This window comes from Streptomyces sp. NPDC045022, assembly GCF_056432605.1.
In genome coordinates, this window is record NZ_JBWKIR010000010.1 from 1 (window position 1) to 16,394 (window position 16,394).

18 protein-coding genes and 1 pseudogene are annotated in these 16,394 nt (G+C 73.3%); 12 read left to right on the forward strand and 7 right to left on the reverse strand.

Annotated features, from left to right (window positions below):
• Nucleotides 1–140: 140 nt before the first annotated feature.
• Nucleotides 141–703: pseudogene (locus AC07C1_RS19200) on the forward strand (MFS transporter); the annotation flags it as partial.
• A 2-nt stretch (nt 704–705) separates the two neighbouring features.
• On the opposite strand, the gene AC07C1_RS19205 reads toward AC07C1_RS19200, so the two are convergent.
• Both AC07C1_RS19205 and AC07C1_RS19210 read right to left on the reverse strand, forming a co-directional pair.
• The gene (locus AC07C1_RS19205; RefSeq protein ID WP_478940437.1) at nt 706–1,101 is read right to left on the reverse strand and encodes a VOC family protein; all 396 of its coding nucleotides are present in this window, start codon (nt 1,099–1,101) and stop codon (nt 706–708) included.
• 12 nt (nt 1,102–1,113) lie between these two features.
• On the reverse strand, nt 1,114–1,749 hold the full coding sequence (locus AC07C1_RS19210) for a TIGR03085 family metal-binding protein (RefSeq protein WP_478940439.1): 636 nt from the start codon (nt 1,747–1,749) through the stop codon (nt 1,114–1,116).
• 82 nt (nt 1,750–1,831) lie between these two features.
• On the opposite strand from AC07C1_RS19210, the gene hisI reads away from it, so the two are divergent.
• The 11 genes from hisI to lgt all read left to right on the forward strand — a co-directional run bounded on the left by hisI (nt 1,832) and on the right by lgt (nt 10,794).
• Nucleotides 1,832–2,233, forward strand: coding sequence for a phosphoribosyl-AMP cyclohydrolase (hisI, locus tag AC07C1_RS19215; RefSeq protein WP_478940441.1), 402 nt, complete (start codon nt 1,832–1,834; stop codon nt 2,231–2,233).
• An 11-nt stretch (nt 2,234–2,244) separates the two neighbouring features.
• The gene (locus tag AC07C1_RS19220) at nt 2,245–3,723 is read left to right on the forward strand and encodes an anthranilate synthase component I (RefSeq protein ID WP_478940443.1); all 1,479 of its coding nucleotides are present in this window, start codon (nt 2,245–2,247) and stop codon (nt 3,721–3,723) included.
• Nucleotides 3,724–3,775: 52 nt separating this feature from the next.
• Entirely contained in the window at nt 3,776–4,414 is a 639-nt protein-coding gene (locus AC07C1_RS19225; RefSeq protein WP_478940445.1) for a TIGR02234 family membrane protein, read from the forward strand.
• A 223-nt stretch (nt 4,415–4,637) separates the two neighbouring features.
• Nucleotides 4,638–4,895 carry an HGxxPAAW family protein gene (locus AC07C1_RS19230; protein WP_478940447.1) on the forward strand — a complete coding sequence of 86 codons (258 nt, stop codon included), beginning with the start codon at nt 4,638–4,640 and terminating at the stop codon, nt 4,893–4,895.
• A gap of 130 nt (nt 4,896–5,025) precedes the next feature.
• A complete protein-coding gene (locus AC07C1_RS19235) occupies nt 5,026–5,466 on the forward strand; it encodes a DUF2752 domain-containing protein (RefSeq protein ID WP_478940449.1) in 441 nt (146 codons plus the stop codon).
• Nucleotides 5,467–5,601: 135 nt separating this feature from the next.
• A complete protein-coding gene (trpC, locus tag AC07C1_RS19240; RefSeq protein WP_478940451.1) occupies nt 5,602–6,411 on the forward strand; it encodes an indole-3-glycerol phosphate synthase TrpC in 810 nt (269 codons plus the stop codon).
• Nucleotides 6,412–6,439: 28 nt separating this feature from the next.
• Nucleotides 6,440–6,619, forward strand: a complete 180-nt coding sequence (gene trpM, locus AC07C1_RS19245) for a tryptophan biosynthesis modulator TrpM (protein ID WP_478940856.1) — start codon at nt 6,440–6,442, stop codon at nt 6,617–6,619.
• 147 nt (nt 6,620–6,766) lie between these two features.
• Nucleotides 6,767–8,050 carry a tryptophan synthase subunit beta gene (trpB, locus tag AC07C1_RS19250; protein ID WP_478940453.1) on the forward strand — a complete coding sequence of 428 codons (1,284 nt, stop codon included), beginning with the start codon at nt 6,767–6,769 and terminating at the stop codon, nt 8,048–8,050.
• Nucleotides 8,047–8,883 carry a tryptophan synthase subunit alpha gene (gene trpA / locus AC07C1_RS19255; RefSeq protein WP_478940454.1) on the forward strand — a complete coding sequence of 279 codons (837 nt, stop codon included), beginning with the start codon at nt 8,047–8,049 and terminating at the stop codon, nt 8,881–8,883. Before trpB ends, trpA begins: the two co-directional genes overlap by 4 nt.
• A 106-nt stretch (nt 8,884–8,989) precedes the next feature.
• A complete protein-coding gene (locus tag AC07C1_RS19260; RefSeq protein ID WP_478940456.1) occupies nt 8,990–9,778 on the forward strand; it encodes a DsbA family protein in 789 nt (262 codons plus the stop codon).
• A gap of 50 nt (nt 9,779–9,828) precedes the next feature.
• Entirely contained in the window at nt 9,829–10,794 is a 966-nt protein-coding gene (lgt, locus tag AC07C1_RS19265) for a prolipoprotein diacylglyceryl transferase (protein WP_478940458.1), read from the forward strand.
• Nucleotides 10,795–10,896: 102 nt separating this feature from the next.
• Here lgt and AC07C1_RS19270 read toward each other — a convergent pair whose 3' ends face one another.
• The 5 genes from AC07C1_RS19270 to AC07C1_RS19290 are packed head-to-tail and all read right to left on the reverse strand — an operon-like array spanning nt 10,897 to nt 16,394.
• Nucleotides 10,897–11,709 carry an HpcH/HpaI aldolase/citrate lyase family protein gene (locus tag AC07C1_RS19270; RefSeq protein WP_478940460.1) on the reverse strand — a complete coding sequence of 271 codons (813 nt, stop codon included), beginning with the start codon at nt 11,707–11,709 and terminating at the stop codon, nt 10,897–10,899.
• Entirely contained in the window at nt 11,706–12,911 is a 1,206-nt protein-coding gene (locus AC07C1_RS19275) for a CaiB/BaiF CoA transferase family protein (RefSeq protein WP_478940462.1), read from the reverse strand. The genes AC07C1_RS19270 and AC07C1_RS19275 overlap by 4 nt, the downstream gene beginning before the upstream one ends.
• Nucleotides 12,908–13,801, reverse strand: coding sequence for a ribokinase (gene rbsK / locus AC07C1_RS19280; protein WP_478940463.1), 894 nt, complete (start codon nt 13,799–13,801; stop codon nt 12,908–12,910). The genes AC07C1_RS19275 and rbsK overlap by 4 nt, the downstream gene beginning before the upstream one ends.
• Nucleotides 13,798–15,159, reverse strand: a complete 1,362-nt coding sequence (locus AC07C1_RS19285) for an ADP-ribosylglycohydrolase family protein (protein WP_478940464.1) — start codon at nt 15,157–15,159, stop codon at nt 13,798–13,800. Before AC07C1_RS19285 ends, rbsK begins: the two co-directional genes overlap by 4 nt.
• Nucleotides 15,147–16,394 (reverse strand): ADP-ribosylglycohydrolase family protein, encoded by a 1,248-nt coding sequence (locus AC07C1_RS19290; protein WP_478940466.1) that lies wholly within the window; start codon nt 16,392–16,394, stop codon nt 15,147–15,149. The genes AC07C1_RS19285 and AC07C1_RS19290 overlap by 13 nt, the downstream gene beginning before the upstream one ends.

Here is a 16,394-nt window from a genome sequence, read left to right on the forward strand (position 1 = left end):
GGGCGTCATGGCGGAGCCATGGCAACCGACGACAACGCGGCGAGGTGCGGTGCCAGGCCCCGCGAGCCCGGCATGATCCAAACGAGAGGCCCTAGACCCGGAAGCCAGATGCGAAAGGAAGTTGCGCACATCCATTGGGTCACCGCGTCCTCGCCCCGCTGATGCCGGCCATCGCCCTCGGCGACCTCGGTTTCGTCGGCCCGCTCAACGTCGGTCTTACCCTGCTCGCCGACCGGCGCGGCTGGGGCGCCTCCGGAATGGGCTGGGTGCTCGCCGGTTTCGGCGTCGGCGCGGGCGCCGCCTCACTGCTGCTGACCGTGCGCGGCCGGGTGCTCCGCGCCGGACCGGTCACCGGGTGCGCCTGTGTCGCGGGCTCCGTGGCCCTCGGCGCCCTCGCCTTCGTCCCCGCGCTCGCCGCCGCCGTCGGGGTGGCCCTCGTCGTGGGCCTGCTCGCCGGGCTCAGCGGCGCCCTGTGCGGCGCCCTGCTGCAGACCCGGTCCGACCCGCCTGCCTCGGCCGGGTCACCGCCGTCGCCGGCCTGGTCAGCCTCGGCCTCGTCCCGCTGAGCATGCCGTTCGCGGCCGGCGCGATCGGGGCATGGGGACTCGGCCCCGTCTTCGTGGTCAGCGCCGTCGTCTGCGGCCTCGGCGGGGTCGTCGCCCTCGCCGTCCCGGGCCTGCGCCGCGCGGAACTGCCCGGCTGACCTCACCCCGTCGGCTGAACCAGCTGCACCAGATTGCCGACCGTGTCGTCGAACACCGCCGCGAGGACCGGCCCCTGCTCCCGCGGCTCGTGCGTGAACCGGACACCGAGGCCGCTCAGCCGCTCGTGCTCCGCCCGGAGGTCGTCCACGGAGAAGACGATGCACGGGATGCCCGCCTCGTACAGCGCTCCGCGGTACGGCTCCGCGATGGGGCCCTGCCCGGGCTCCAGCAGCAACTGGAGATCCGGCTGGGCCCCCTGAGCCCCGACGGTGACGAACAGCGTGCCGTCCCCGAGGTCCATGTGGATCCGCGTCTCGAAACCGAGGACCTGCGTGTAGAAGGCGTGCGCCTTCGCCACGTCGTCCACGTACACGCCGGTCATCGCCACCTTGATCATGGGGCGGCCCTCTCAGATGCCGAGCTGCCTGGACTCGTGCAGCGTGTCGATCGCGTCCGCGTCACCCTCCAGGTCCACCTTGGCCGCGTTCTGCCGGCCGTACGCGAACATCAGCAGCTCGGCCGGCTCGCCGGTCACCGTGACCACCGGAGTACCCCGGTGCGCCACCGCCGTCTGACCGTCCGGGCGGCGCAGCACCAGCCCCGTCGGCACGCCCCGGCCCACCAGCCGCGCGGTGCGCTCCAGCCGGGACCACAGCGTGTCCTGGAAGACCGGGTCCAGCTCCCGCGGGCTCCAGTCCGGCTGGGCGCGGCGGACGTCCTCGGTGTGGACGTAGAACTCGACGATGTTGGCCGCCTCGTCGATCTGTTTGAGCTGGAAGGGGGAGAAGCGCGGCGGGCCGGTACGGATCAGCTGGATCAGCTCCTCGTACGGCTTCGCGGTGTACTCGGCCATCACCTTCTCGAGGCGCGGCGCGAGCTGCTTGATCAGCGTGCCCCCGGCCGCGTCCGGGCGGCGTTCGCGCACGACGACGTGCGCGGCGAGGTCCCTGGTCCGCCAGCCCTCGCAGAGGGTCTCGGCGTCCGGCCCCACGGTTTCCAAGAGGTCGGCGAGCAGGAGCCGTTCACGCTTGGCGAAGGTCGACATGGGGTCAGCCTACGACCGCTCGGCGGGTCCGCACAGTGGACACGGACCGTGACCGCCGGTGCCGCGCGGCACAATGGCACCCATGACCAGTACGACCGGTACACCCCGGCCCAGCAGCCTCGACCCGGAGATCGCCGCGCGCCTCAAGCGCAGCACCGACGGACTCCTCCCGGCCATCGCCCAGCAGTACGACACCGGTGAGGTGCTCATGCTGGGCTGGATGGACGACGAGGCGCTGCACCGGACCCTGACCACCGGCCGCTGCACCTACTGGTCGCGCAGCCGCCAGGAGTACTGGGTCAAGGGCGACACCTCCGGCCACTTCCAGTGGGTGAAGTCGGTCGCCCTGGACTGCGACGCCGACACGGTGCTGGTCAAGGTCGACCAGGTGGGCGCCGCCTGCCACACCGGCGCGCGCACCTGCTTCGACGAGGACGTCCTCGTCAAGGACGCCGATTCCGGCGTGTCCCCCTCGGATCAGTAGGGTCAGCGGCCATGGACCTCGAGACCTTCCGCAAGCTGGCCACCGACCGGCGAGTCATCCCGGTCACACGCAAGCTCCTCGCCGACGGCGACACCCCGGTCGCGCTCTACCGCAAGCTCGCCGCCGAGCGCCCGGGCACCTTCCTGCTGGAGTCCGCGGAGAACGGCCGCTCCTGGTCCCGGTACTCGTTCGTGGGCGTCCGCAGCGCCGCCACGCTGACCGCGCGGGACGGACAGGCCCACTGGCTCGGCACCCCGCCCGTCGGCGTCCCCACCGACGGCGACCCGCTCCAGGCACTGCGCGCCACGATCCAGGCCCTGCACACCCCCCACCAGGAGGGCCTGCCGCCCTTCACCGGCGGCATGGTCGGCTATCTCGGCTACGACATCGTCCGCCGCCTGGAGAAGATCGGCCCCGGCGAGCGCGACGACCTCGGGCTGCCCGAGCTGACCATGCTCCTCACCAGCGATCTCGCGGTCATGGACCACTGGGAGGGCTCGGTCCTGCTGATCGCCAACGCGATCAACCACAACGACCTCGACACCGGCGTGGACGAGGCCCACGCCGACGCAGTGGCCCGCCTCGACGCGATGGAGGCCGACCTCACGCGTGCGGTGGCCCAGCCCCCGGCCGTCCTGCCGCCCTCCGAGCTGCCCGAGTACACCGCGCTGTGGGGCGGCCCGGACTTCCGGGCGGCCGTCGAGGACATCAAGGAGCGCATCCGCGCGGGCGAGGCCTTCCAGGTCGTGCCCTCGCAGCGTTTCGAGACCCCGTGCACGGCGAGCGCGCTGGACGTCTACCGGGTCCTCAGGGCGACCAACCCCTCGCCGTACATGTACCTCTTCCGCTTCGACGGGTTCGACGTCGTCGGCTCGTCGCCGGAAGCCCTGGTGAAGGTCGAGGACGGCCGCGCGATGGTGCACCCCATCGCCGGCACCCGGCACCGCGGGGCCACCCCGCGGGAGGACCAGGCCCTCGCCGAGGAACTGCTCGCCGACCCCAAGGAGCGCGCCGAGCACCTGATGCTGGTGGACCTCGGCCGCAACGACCTCGGCCGGGTCTGCGAGCCCGGCTCGGTCGAGGTGGTCGACTTCATGTCCATCGAGCGCTACTCGCACGTGATGCACATCGTCTCCACCGTCACCGGCAAGGTGGCCGCGGGCCGCACGGCCTTCGACGTGCTCACCGCGTGCTTCCCGGCCGGCACCCTCTCCGGCGCCCCCAAGCCGCGCGCGATGCGGATCATCGACGAACTGGAGCCGTCGCGGCGCGGGCTGTACGGCGGTTGCGTCGGCTATCTGGACTTCGCCGGCGACTCCGACACCGCGATCGCCATCCGTACCGCCCTGCTGCGGGACGGGACGGCGTACGTGCAGGCCGGAGCGGGCATCGTCGCCGACTCCGATCCGGTGGCGGAGGACCAGGAGTGCCGCAACAAGGCGGCCGCGGTCCTGCGCGCGGTGCACACCGCCAACCGGCTGGGCAAGTAGGGCGCTTCTCATACGAACCCCGGGTGCCGCTTCGCCCGGGGTTCAGGCGATAGTGGAGTACGTGACTGCTGCACCTGACCCTCGTTCCGAAGCCGCCGCCCCCGTCCGGTCCGGCCGGCGGAGCCTCGCCGTGGCTCTCCTGTGCGGTGCCCTCGGCGCGGCCGTGGCGCTGCTCGCGACCCGGCAGCGCTGGGCGGAGGGCACCGCGACGGTGGCCGGCGGCGCGTTCCCGCTGACCGTGAAGGGCAGCGACGTCACCGGCGTCCCCGCGGCCCTCGCCATAGTGGGCCTCGCCGCGCTCGTCGCCGTCTTCGCCGTCCGCAGGGCCGGCCGCCGTCTGGTCGCCGCCCTGCTCGCGCTCTCCGGGGCCGGCATCGCCGCCGCCGCCCTCGTGGCCGCCTCCGACAGCTCCGCGCTGGACGAGAAGGCGGCCCAGGCGAGCGGCGACACGTCCGCCACGGTCGGCGCGCTCAGCCACACCGGCTGGCCCTACGTCACGGCCGTCGGCGGCGCCCTGATCCTGCTCGCCGGTCTGCTCGCCCTGCGCTACGGCAGCCTGTGGCCCGCCATGTCCGGCCGCTACGAGCGCGGCACCGAGCGCCCGCGCCGCACGACCCGGCCGGCCGACCCGGAGCGCCCCGAGGAGATCTGGAAGGCCCTGGACCGGGGCGAGGACCCGACGGGGGCCTGAACGGAAGCGAACCGGAGCGAACCGGAGCGGGCGCGCCCCCGGCGGGCAGGTCCGGTGGCGCGCGGGCACGCGCCGGATGTGGTGAAACAGACGCCACCCCCGCGTCCGGCACCCGCACGCGTACGGGACAATGGACGGCGAGTGTCCGGCTCGGACAGTGACGGGCGGGCTCGGAACCGTACGGACACGTACTACGACACGTACCAGCAACGAGGAGCAAGTCATGGCGGGCAGCAGCCACGGTCACACCCCGGCCGCCTGGACCGGCGTCATCATCGCCTTCATCGGTTTCTGCGTCTCGGGCGCCTTCATGGTGATGGCCCAGCCGCTCGGCTTCTGGGCCGGCATGGTGATCGTGGTCCTCGGTGGCGTCGTCGGCGTCATCATGCGTGCCATGGGTCTCGGCCAGCCGAAGGAGGAGCGCGCCCTCCCGCACCGGGCCCCCGTCGCGACCCGCGAGCCGGCCGGCGTCGAGGGCTGACCCCCACGGCTTCCCGCGAGGGGCGGCCCGGCACCGGAAGGTGCGGGCCGCCCCTCGTCGTGTGTCCTCGTGCGTCGCCCGGCCGGCCGCTCACCGCGCGCGTGCCGGTCCGGCGAGGCAGAATGCCGCCGTGAACGCCGACAGCCGCACGGCCCCGCCCCCCGCGCCGCCCGCCTCCGTGTGGCGGCGGCTCGCCGTCCCGGCCGGGCTGTTCACGGCGGCCGCCGGAGCCTTCGCCTACGTCGGGGCCGTCGACCCCGGCGAACCCGGTCATTACCCCGTCTGCCCCCTGTACCGGCTCACCGGCCTGTACTGCCCCGGCTGCGGCGGACTGCGCAGCGCGCACGCGTTCGTCCACGGCGACCTCCTGACCGCACTGCAGGACAACGCCATGGCCGTGGCCGGCTACGTGACCTGCGCGGTGCTGTGGACCGTCTGGGTGATCCGCACGGTGCGCGGCAGGCCGGCGCGGTTCGACCCGGGACCGGCGCGGCTGTGGGCGATCGGCGCGCTGCTGCTGGTCTTCACCGTGGTCCGCAACCTTCCGCCCGGCAGCCGGCTGCGTCCTTGACCCGCCGCCGAAATGTCCAGGTAGTGGGACCGCCATCCACCGGATGCGAGGCCCGCGCGCTCCTGCGGATACCATCGCAGTGACTACGGGTTTGCAGAACCCGAGGGAATCACCGCCAGGAAGGGGGCCGCTCGCGTGAGTGTGCTCGACGAGATCATCGACGGAGTCCGTGCCGACCTCGCGGAGCGGCAGGCACGCGTCAGCCTCGACGAGCTCAAGGAGCGCGCGGCCAAGGCCCGGCCCGCCAAGGACGGGGTGGCCGCGCTCAAGGGCGACGGCGTCAAGGTGATCTGCGAGGTCAAGCGCTCCAGCCCCTCCAAGGGCGCGCTCGCCGCGATCGCCGATCCGGCGGGGCTCGCCGCGGACTACGAGGCGGGTGGCGCGGCCGTCATCTCCGTCCTCACCGAACAGCGCCGCTTCGGCGGCTCGCTGGCCGACCTGGAAGCCGTCCGCGCGCGGGTGGACATCCCCGTCCTGCGCAAGGACTTCATCGTCACGTCGTACCAGCTGTGGGAGGCCCGGGCCTACGGCGCCGATCTCGCGCTGCTGATCGTCGCCGCCCTGGACCAGCCGGCTCTGGAGTCGCTGATCGAGCGTGCCGTCTCCATCGGACTCACCCCGCTGGTCGAGGTGCACGACGAGGACGAGGCCGAGCGGGCCGTGGACGCGGGCGCCAAGGTCATCGGCGTCAACGCGCGCAACCTGAAGACGCTGGAGGTCGACCGCGGCACGTTCGAGCGGATCGCCCCGGAGATCCCGGGCAGCATCGTCAAGGTGGCCGAGTCCGGGGTGCGCGGACCGCACGATCTGATCGCCTACGCCAACGCCGGCGCCGACGCGGTGCTGGTCGGCGAGTCCCTCGTCACCGGGCGCGACCCGAAGGCCGCCGTCTCCGACCTGGTCGCCGCGGGCGAACACCCCGCACTGCGGCACGGGCGGAGCTGAGGCTCCCCGGCTGACCTGGCTCACGATGATGCTTCCGATCACCCCGGCGACGCGGGACCCGTATGCCCGCCTCGCCCGTGGCTGCCGGCCCCGTGGCTGCCGTGCCCCCGCGCGACGGGTGCACGGGCGGCGGGTCCGCTATGTGATCGGCGACGAGCCCGGCCAGGTGAACGGCATGCGATGGCGCGGCCCCGCGTGCGCCGGCTGAGCCGGCGTTCCGTTGCGAACGCCGCTTGATCCGAACCCCCGCCACCCACCGGCCGACTCGGTGGGAGAGCACCGTCGGGGGCAGCGCACGCGTACTCGTACCCCAAGTCCAGCGACCCCGGGGCGCACGCCCCTGCGAGGTATCCGTATGCCCAGCGAGTTCTTCATCCCCGACCCCAGCGGTCAAGTTCCCAGCGCCGAGGGCTACTTCGGCGCGTTCGGCGGCAAGTTCATCCCGGAGGCCCTGGTCGCCGCCGTGGACGAGGTCGCCGTCGAGTACGACAAGGCGAAGGCCGACCCCGAGTTCGCCCGCGAGCTCGACGACCTGCTCGTCCACTACACCGGCCGCCCCAGCGCCCTCACCGAGGTGCCGAGGTTCGCCGAACACGCCGGTGGCGCCCGGGTGTTCCTCAAGCGCGAGGACCTCAACCACACCGGCTCCCACAAGATCAACAACGTTCTCGGCCAGGCCCTGCTCACCAGGCGGATGGGCAAGACGCGGGTCATCGCCGAGACCGGCGCCGGCCAGCACGGTGTCGCCACGGCCACCGCCTGCGCGCTCTTCGGCCTCGAATGCACCATCTACATGGGCGAGATCGACACCCAGCGCCAGGCCCTCAACGTGGCCCGCATGCGCATGCTCGGCGCCGAGGTCGTCGCCGTGAAGTCCGGCAGCCGCACCCTGAAGGACGCCATCAACGAGGCGTTCCGCGACTGGGTCGCCAACGTCGACCGCACCCACTACCTGTTCGGCACGGTCGCCGGCCCGCACCCCTTCCCGGCCATGGTCCGCGACTTCCACCGGGTCATCGGCGTCGAGGCCCGCCGCCAGCTGCTGGAGCGCGCCGGCCGCCTCCCCGACGCGGCCGTCGCCTGCGTCGGCGGCGGCTCCAACGCCATCGGCCTCTTCCACGCCTTCATCCCCGACGAGGGCGTCCGGCTCATCGGCTGCGAGCCCGCCGGACACGGCATCGAGACGGGGGAGCACGCCGCGACCCTCACCGCGGGCGAGCCCGGCATCCTGCACGGCTCCCGGTCCTACGTCCTGCAGGACGAGGAGGGCCAGATCACCGAGCCGTACTCGATCTCGGCCGGTCTGGACTACCCGGGCATCGGCCCCGAGCACTCCTACCTGAAGGACTCCGGCCGCGGCGAGTACCGCGCGGTCACCGACGACGCGGCCATGCAGGCCCTGCGTCTGCTGTCGCGCACCGAGGGCATCATCCCGGCCATCGAGAGCGCCCACGCCCTCGCCGGCGCCCTGGAGGTCGGCAGGGAGCTGGGCAAGGACGGCCTGATCGTCGTCAACCTGTCCGGCCGCGGCGACAAGGACATGGACACCGCCGCCCGCTACTTCGGCCTCTACGACACCGACGCCGAGGTGGCCGCCAACGAAGCCGACACCGCCGAGATCGAGGGGGACGCCAAGTGAGCGGGGCTGCATCGACCGGAGGGAACGGCCGGCTGCTGTCGGACACCCTCGCCGCCGCCAAGGCCGAGGGCCGGTCCGCGCTCATCGCCTACCTCCCGGCCGGCTTCCCGACCGTGGACGGCGGCATCGAGGCGATCAAGGCCGTCTTCGACGGCGGGGCGGATGTCGTGGAGGTGGGGCTGCCGCACAGCGACCCCGTCCTGGACGGCCCCGTCATCCAGACCGCCGACGACATCGCCCTGCGCGGCGGCGTCAGGATCGCGGACGTCATGCGCACGGTGCGGGAGGCCCACGCGGCCACCGGCAAGCCCGTCCTGGTCATGACGTACTGGAATCCGGTCGACCGCTACGGCGTCGAGCGCTTCACCGCCGAGCTGGCCGAGGCGGGCGGCGCGGGCTGCATCCTGCCCGACCTGCCGGTCCAGGAGTCGGCCCTGTGGCGGGAGCACGCCGAGAAGCACGGCCTCGCGACCGTCTTCGTCGTGGCGCCGAGCAGCAAGGACGAGCGGCTCGCCCGGATCACCGCGGCGGGCAGCGGCTTCGTCTACGCCGCCTCGCTCATGGGCGTCACCGGCACCCGTGAGTCCGTCGGCGCGCAGGCCCAGGACCTGGTCGAGCGCACCCGCGCCACCGGCACCGAACTGCCCGTCTGTGTCGGGCTCGGCGTCTCCGACGCGCTCCAGGCCGCCGAGGTCGCCGGCTTCGCCGACGGCGTCATCGTGGGCTCGGCGTTCGTCAAGCGGATGCTGGACGCCCCGGACCACGCCCGGGGCCTCGACGCGGTCCGTGAGCTGGCCGGTGAGCTGGCGAAGGGCGTGCGCGGGCAGGCGTAGCCGCCGTAATCGTCCGTAGCCGTTCACAACGGAATATTCGGTCACTCGAACGGGTGGACCTCAGGCCGGGGAGGCGCGCTGCGCCTCCCCGGTTCGTTCTGGGGGTGTGAGCGAGAAGAACCGTGACGGAAAGCGCACGGCCCGGGAGCGGCTGACGGTCGAGCGCGAGAAGCAGAAGGCCGCGGAGAAGCGGCGGCGCACACTGATCGTGGGCGCGAGCGTCGTCTGCGTCCTCGGCCTCGCGGCGGTGATCGGCGTGGTCGCCGCGAACGCGGGCAAGGACAAGGGGAGCAGCGCGGGCCCGGTCGTGGCGCCCTCGGGCGCGCAGGGCAAGGACAGCCTCGCGATCCCGGTCGGCAAGGACGGCGCCAAGTCGACGCTCACCGTCTGGGAGGACTTCCGCTGCCCGGCCTGCCAGGCCTTCGAGACGGCGTACCGGCCGACGCTCCACGAACTGTCCGACGCCGGCAAGCTCAGGATCGAGTACCACCTCGTCCGGCTGATCGACGGCAACCTCGGCGGCAGCGGATCCCTGCACGCGGGCAACGCCGCGGCCTGCGCCCAGGACGCCGGGAAGTTCCGCGAGTACCACGACGTGCTGTACGCCAACCAGCCCAAGGAGACCGACGACGCCTACGCCGGCGACGCCAAGCTGATCGAGCTGGCCGGCAAGGTGAGCGGCCTGGACACGCCCGCCTTCCGGAAGTGCGTGAAGGACGGCACCCACAACACCTGGGTGACCAAGTCCCACAAGGCCTTCCAGTCCGGCGGCTACACCGGCACACCGACGGTCCTGCTGGGCGGCAAGAACCTCTACCAGGACCAGACGATGACCCCGGCCAAGCTCAAGCAGATGGTGGAGGCGCTGAACAAGGCCCCCGTTATGGACCCGTAGCCGGGCTGCTTGCCGTCCCCACGGTCCGGCACGGTAGCGTCGGACCTGCCATGGAACTTGCCTACATTCCCAGCCCGTCGCACGGGGTGCTGTATCTCGGCCCCATCCCGCTGCGCGGCTACGCCTTCTGCATCATCATCGGCGTCTTCGTTGCCGTCTGGCTCGGCAACAAGCGCTGGATCGGCCGCGGCGGACGGCCCGGCACGGTCGCCGACATCGCGGTCTGGGCCGTGCCGTTCGGCCTGGTCGGCGGCCGGCTCTACCACGTGATCACGGACTACGAGCTGTACTTCAGCGAGGGCCGTGACTGGGTCGACGCCTTCAAGGTGTGGGAGGGCGGCCTGGGCATCTGGGGCGCGATCGCGCTCGGTGCGCTGGGCGCGTGGATCGGCGCGCGGCGCCGGGGTATCCCGATGCCCGCGTACGCCGACGCCGTCGCGCCGGGCATCGCGTTCGCGCAGGCCATCGGCCGCTGGGGGAACTGGTTCAACCAGGAGCTGTACGGCCGCGAGACGCATGTTCCGTGGGCACTGCACATCACCTCCGGCGAGGGCGGCCGGGTGCCGGGCTACTACCACCCGACCTTCCTCTACGAGTCCCTGTGGTGCGTCGGCGTCGGCCTCCTCGTCATCTGGGCCGACCGTCGCTTCACGCTGGGCCACGGCCGGGCGTTCGCCCTGTACGTCGCCGCGTACTGCGTGGGCCGCGGCTGGATCGAGTACATGCGGGTGGACGACGCCCACCACATCCTGGGCCTGCGCCTCAACGACTGGACCGCGCTGGTCGTCTTCCTGCTGGCGGTGACGTACATCGTGGTGTCGTCGAAGAAGCGTCCGGGGCGGGAGGCCGTGGTCGAGCCGGTGGCCGCCGAGACGCCGGGTGCCTCCGGCGATGAGGCCGACGGCACGGCGGAGACCGAGGCCGAGGACAAGGCCGAGGCCCACGCCGAAAACCGCGCCGAGGCGGATGCCGTGGAAGCCGCCGAGGACGAGGCGAAGCCGGCGAAAAAGAGCTGACCGGTCGTGGTACGACGCCGAGGGCGCCCGGAATTTCCGGGCGCCCTCGGCGCGTGCGGGCGACTGGCCGGCGTGAGTCCGGCACCGCACGGGTCGCGGCCGTCATCCCCTGCGCGCCAGGGAGAGAGTCCGCTGGGCCATGGCCACCACCGCCGCGTCGATGAAACGGCCGTCGGGAAGGGCCTGGGCGCCCTGCTCCGTTGCCGCTGCCTTGATGATCGTCTCGGCCCGCTCGATCTCCGCCGGGGTGGGCAGATACGCCCGCTCGATGACCGGAAGCTGCCGCGGGTGGATCGCCGCACGGCCCAGGAAGCCGAGCGCGCGGCCGTGGGCGCTGGACGCGGCGAGGCCGTCCAGGTCACGGATGTCGGGGTGGACGGACTGGGGCGGCGGGGCGAGCCCTGCCGCGCGGGCGGCGACGACCACGCGGGAGCGGGGCCAGTCGAGGCCCGCGTCGGCGCGTACGCCCAGGTCGGCCCGGAGGTCGGCCTCGCCCAGGGAGATGCCCCGCAGGGACGGGTGCGCCCCGGCGATCGTGTAGGCGTGCTCGATGCCGAGGGCCGACTCCAGCAGGGCGTACAGGGGCAGGGGCGTGGCCACGGCGACCTGCCTGATCTGGTCGGGCGAGGTCACCTTCGGCAGCCGTAGCCCGGACACGCCCGGCAGCGCGGCCACTGCCGTGAGGTCCGCGGCCGCCCAGGGACCGTCCAGGGCGTTGACGCGGACGTGCACCGGGACCGGCTGGGGCGCGGAGAGGAGGTCGGCCGTGGCCGCGCGGGCGTACTCCTTGCGGTCCGGGGCGACCGCGTCCTCCAAGTCGACCACCACCACGTCGGCGCCCGCGGCCAGTGCCCTGGTCACGACGTGCGGGCGGTCGCCGGGGACGTAGAGCCAGGTCAGCGGGGTCCGGGTCACAGGGCGCCCTCCGCGCGCAGGGCGGCGATGTCGGCCGGGCCGAGGCCCAGCTCGGTGAGCACGGCGTCCGTGTCGGCGCCGTGCGGGCGGCCGGCCCAGCGGATCGCGCCGGGGGTCGAGGAGAGCCGGAAGAGGACGTTCTGCATCCGCAGCGGGCCCAGTTCGGGGTCGGCGAGGGTGGTGACCGTGTCCAGGGCCTGGTACTGGGGGTCCGCCAGGACGTCCCGGACGTCCTGGATCGGGGCCACCGCCGCCTCCGCCTTCTCGAAGGCGGCCAGGACTTCGGTGCGGGCGCGGGCGGCGATCCAGGAGCCGACCGCCTCGTCCAGCACGTCGGCGTGGGCGGCCCGGTCCGCGCCCGTGGCGAACCACGGTTCCTCGATCAGCTCCGGGCGGCCCACCAGGCGCATCACCCGTTCGGCGACCGACTGCGCGGAGGTGGAGACGGCGACCCAGGCACCGTCGGCGGTCCGGTAGATGTTGCGCGGGGCGTTGTTCGGGGACCGGTTGCCGGTGCGTTCCTGCACATAGCCGAGCTGGTCGTACCAGGTGGGCTGCGGGCCGAGGACCGACAGGATCGGCTCGATGATCGCCATGTCGACCACCTGCCCCGCACCCGTGTGCTCCCGCGCGGCCAGCGCGGTCAGCACGGCGTACGCGGTCGCCAGGCCCGCGACCGAGTCCGCGAGACCGAAGGGCGGGAGCGTCGGCGGCGCGTCCGGCTCCCCGGTGATCGCGGCGAAGCCGCTCATCGCCTCGGCGAGGGTGCCGAAGCCGGGGCGGTGCGCGTACGGCCCGAACTGGCCGAAGGCGGTCACCCGGGCCAGGACCAGCCGGGGATTGGCCGCGCACAGTTCGTCCCAGCCGAGGTCCCATTTCTCCAGGGTGCCGGGGCGGAAGTTCTCGATCACCACATCGGCGGTGGCGGCCAGCCGGAGGAGGGTGGCGCGGCCGCCGGGCGTGGACAGGTCGAGGGTCAGGGTCCGCTTGTTGCGGCCGAGCACCTTCCACCACAGGCCGACACCGTGCTTGGCCGGGCCGTGTCCGCGTGAGGGGTCGGGCCGGCGGGGATGCTCGACCTTGATCACCTCGGCGCCGAAGTCACCGAGCAGCGTGGCGGCCATCGGGCCGGCGAACAGGGTCGCGAGGTCCAGGACCCGCAGACCGTCCAGGGCCGGGGGCGTATGTGTCGTCGTACTCATGCGCTGTACTGCGCCTCGATCTCGGGGCGGTACGGCATCGACACCGACGCCCCCGCCCGCTGGACGGAGATCGCCGCCGCGGCGGCCGCCCAGGACAGGGCCTCCCGTACCGGTTTCTCCTCGGCGAGGGCGACCACGAGCGCGCCGGCGAAGGTGTCGCCCGCGCCCGTGGAGTCGACGGCGGTCACCCGGGGCGCGGGCACCACGAGTGGCTCGGTGCCCCGGGCCAGGTACAGGCTGCCGGTCGCGCCCAGGGTGACGACGACCTCAGGGACCAGGTCCAGCAGGGCGGTGGCCGCCTCGCGCGGGTCGGTGCGGCCGGTGAGGGTCACCGCCTCGTACTCGTTGGGCACCAACAGGTCGGTCGCGGCGAGGAGGCCGGGTGGCAGCGTCTGGGCGGGGGACGGGGTGAGGACCGTACGGACACCGTGCCGGCGGGCCGCCTCCGCGCCCGCGACGACGGCCGCGAGCGGGATCTCCAGCTGGAGCAGCAGGGCGTCGGCGGAGGCGATCACTCCCTCGTCGCCGGGGGAGAGGTGGTCGACGGTGCCGTTCGCGCCGGGGATGACGACGATGGAGTTGCCGCCTTCGTCGTCCACGACGATGTGCGCGGTGCCGGAGGGGCCCTCGACGGTGCGCAGGGAGTCGGTGTCCACACCGGAGTGTTCGAGGGTGTCGCGCAGGCGCAAACCGAAGGCGTCGTTGCCGACCGCGCCGATCATCGAGACGGTGGCGCCGGCGCGGGCCGCGGCGATCGCCTGGTTGGCGCCCTTGCCGCCGGGGATCGTACGGAACTCCCGTCCCGTCACGGTCTCGCCGCGCTGCGGGGCCTTGGTGACGTAGGTGACGAGGTCCATGTTCGTGCTGCCGAGGACGGCGATGTGGGTCATGAGCGGGTCGCCTCCAGGTGGGTGAGGTGGGCGAGGGAGTCGAAGCCGGTGCCGTAGAAGTCGGCGACGGTGGTGGCGAGCCGGTTCTTCAGCGGGGCCCGCCAGTGGTCGGGCAGCGCGGAGGGCGCGCCCGCGAGGAGCCCGGCGATGCCGCCGGCCGTGGCGCCGTTGGAATCGGTGTCCCAGCCCCCGGACACCGCACGGCAGACGGAGCCGGTGAAGTCGCCGTCCGCGTGGGTGAGGGCGGCGGCGATCAGGGCCGTGTTGGGAAGGGCGTGCACCCAGTGGTGGGCGGGGGCGTAGGTGGCGTGGAGTTCGTCCACGACCTCGTCGAAGTGCTCCGTCGTCCCGGCCAGCCGGACCGCGTGGTCGATCGCCCTCGCCAGGCGGGAGCGGGGCGGGATCACCGTGCGGCCGGCGCGCAGGCAGGCGTGGACGTCGTGGGTTCCCGTGGCGGCGGTGGCGATGACGGCGGCGCTGAACATCGCCGCGTAGACGCCGTTGGCGGTGTGGGTGAGGACCGCGTCGCGGTGCGCCTGTTCGGCGGCGCCGGCCGGGTCGCCCGGGTTGGTCCAGCCGTGCACGTCGGCGCGGATCAGGGCGCCGATCCACTCACGGAACGGGTTGCGGTGGCGGGCCGTGTGCGGGGGCTCGATGCCGCCCAGGAGGTTGCGGTAGGCGATGCGTTCGGCGGTGAAGGCGCGGCCGGCCGGGAGTTCGTCCAGCCAGAGCCGGGCCACGTCCGTGGTGGTGAAGGACTTGCCGTGGCGCTGGAGGAGAAGGAGGTTCAGGAGCGGGTAGTCGAGGTCGTCGTCCTGGGGCATGCCGTCGATGTTCTCGGCGAGGGAGGTCGGGGCCGAGCGGCGGTTCCAGGGGTAGTGGTCGAGGAGGTCCCGGGGGACGCCCTTGGCGGTGAAGTAGGCGGCGAGGGGCCAGTTGCCGGCGGCTCGGGCCAGGGCGCGGATGCCGTCCAGGGGGAGTTTCTCGACCGGCTTGCCGAGCAGGCAGCCGATGGCCCGGCCCAGCCAGGCGGCTTCCAGTGCGGCCGGGGCGGGCCGGCCGGAGAGCCGTACGGTGGGCCAGTCCGGGCACGCGGCCCTGATCCCGGGCAGGTCCGTCGGCTCGTCATCCGTCCATCTGCCGGGCAGGTCGGCGAGTTCGTCCAGGAGCTCCTCCGCCAGGAGGCGCAGGTAGCGGGCCGCCCGGTGGGGGGAGGCTCCCGCTCGTTCCGGGGCGTCCGGGCCGCCCGCCGCTCGCCATCTCGCCTCGATCGCCGAAGGCTCCCGGCCGTCCAGGCGCGCCTGGCGCAGTTCGTGGCCCAGCAGGTCCTCCGGCTGGACCCAGGTCAGTCGGAGCACGGTCGGCCTCCGAGCGCGGTGAACGCCCGCTCATGGGCGCGTCGGCGGCGTACGTCCCGTGCGAAGATCTCGCGGGTGACCGTGGTGAGCGTGCGGGCCGGCTCCCAGAGGTCCAGACGGCTCGCCTCCGCGACGGTCTTGGACCACTCCTCGGGAACGGGTGAGCCGAGAGCGCCCGCGAGGGCACCGGCCATCGTGGCGATCGAGTCGCAGTCGCGGCCGTAGTTGACCGAGCCGAGGACGGCGTGCCGGTAGTCGCCGCCGGAGACCAGCAGCATGCCCAGGGCGATGGGGAGTTCCTCGATGGAGTGGAGGCGGGAGGGGCGGCGGGCGGCGAGGGAGGGGGCGCGGTAGTCCGGGCCGACCGTGTCGTACGGGGCCACCGCCGCCCGCAGCGGACCGAGCGCCGACTCGAAGTCCCGGTGCCGCGCGGCGACTTCGCAGACCTTCTCGATCGCCGTGCGGGTGCCGTCCTTCGCCAGGGACAGGCAGGCGGTCACGACCGAGTCCGGGGTCGCGCCCGGTACGGTGGCGGCGGCCACGCCCGCGGCGAGTACGCCGGCCGCCTCCCGGCCGTACGACGACTGGTGCGCACCGGCGAGGTCCAGTGCCTCGGCGTAGGCGGCTGCCGGATTGGCGGCGTTGACCAGGCCGACGGGGGCCATGTACATCGCCGCGCCGCAGTTGACGATGTTGCCGGCACCTGCCTCCCGGGGGTCGGCGTGGCCGTAGGCGAGCCGGGCCACCAGCCACTTCTCGGCGAGGAAGACGCGGTGCAGCGGCAGCGTCTCGGTCTCCAGTTCCGGGATCCACCGGGGGTTGGTCATCAGGTCCGGGACCAGGTGGTCGGCGATCGCGTACGCGTCGAGGTGGTCGCGGACGCGGTCGTAGACCCGGACCAGCGCCTGCGTCATCAAGGTGTCGTCGGTGACGTGGCCGTCGCCCTTGTGGTACGGGGCGATGGGGCGGGCGGTGCGCCAGGCGTCGCCGTGCCAGGGGCCGACGATGCCGTGGACTCGGCCGCCGTGACGTTCGGTGATCTGGTCGGGGGAGTAGCCCTCGACCGGGCCGCCGAGGGCGTCGCCGACGGCGGCTCCGACCAGGGCGCCGGTGATCCGTTCGTCGAGACCGTGCGCGAGCGGCTCACCACCCGCTTCTTCCGCGGGTCGTTCCAGCGCTCCGGGTCCGTCAGGCGCTCTGGGCCCTTCAGGCTCTTTGGGTTCTTCGGGCGTCAT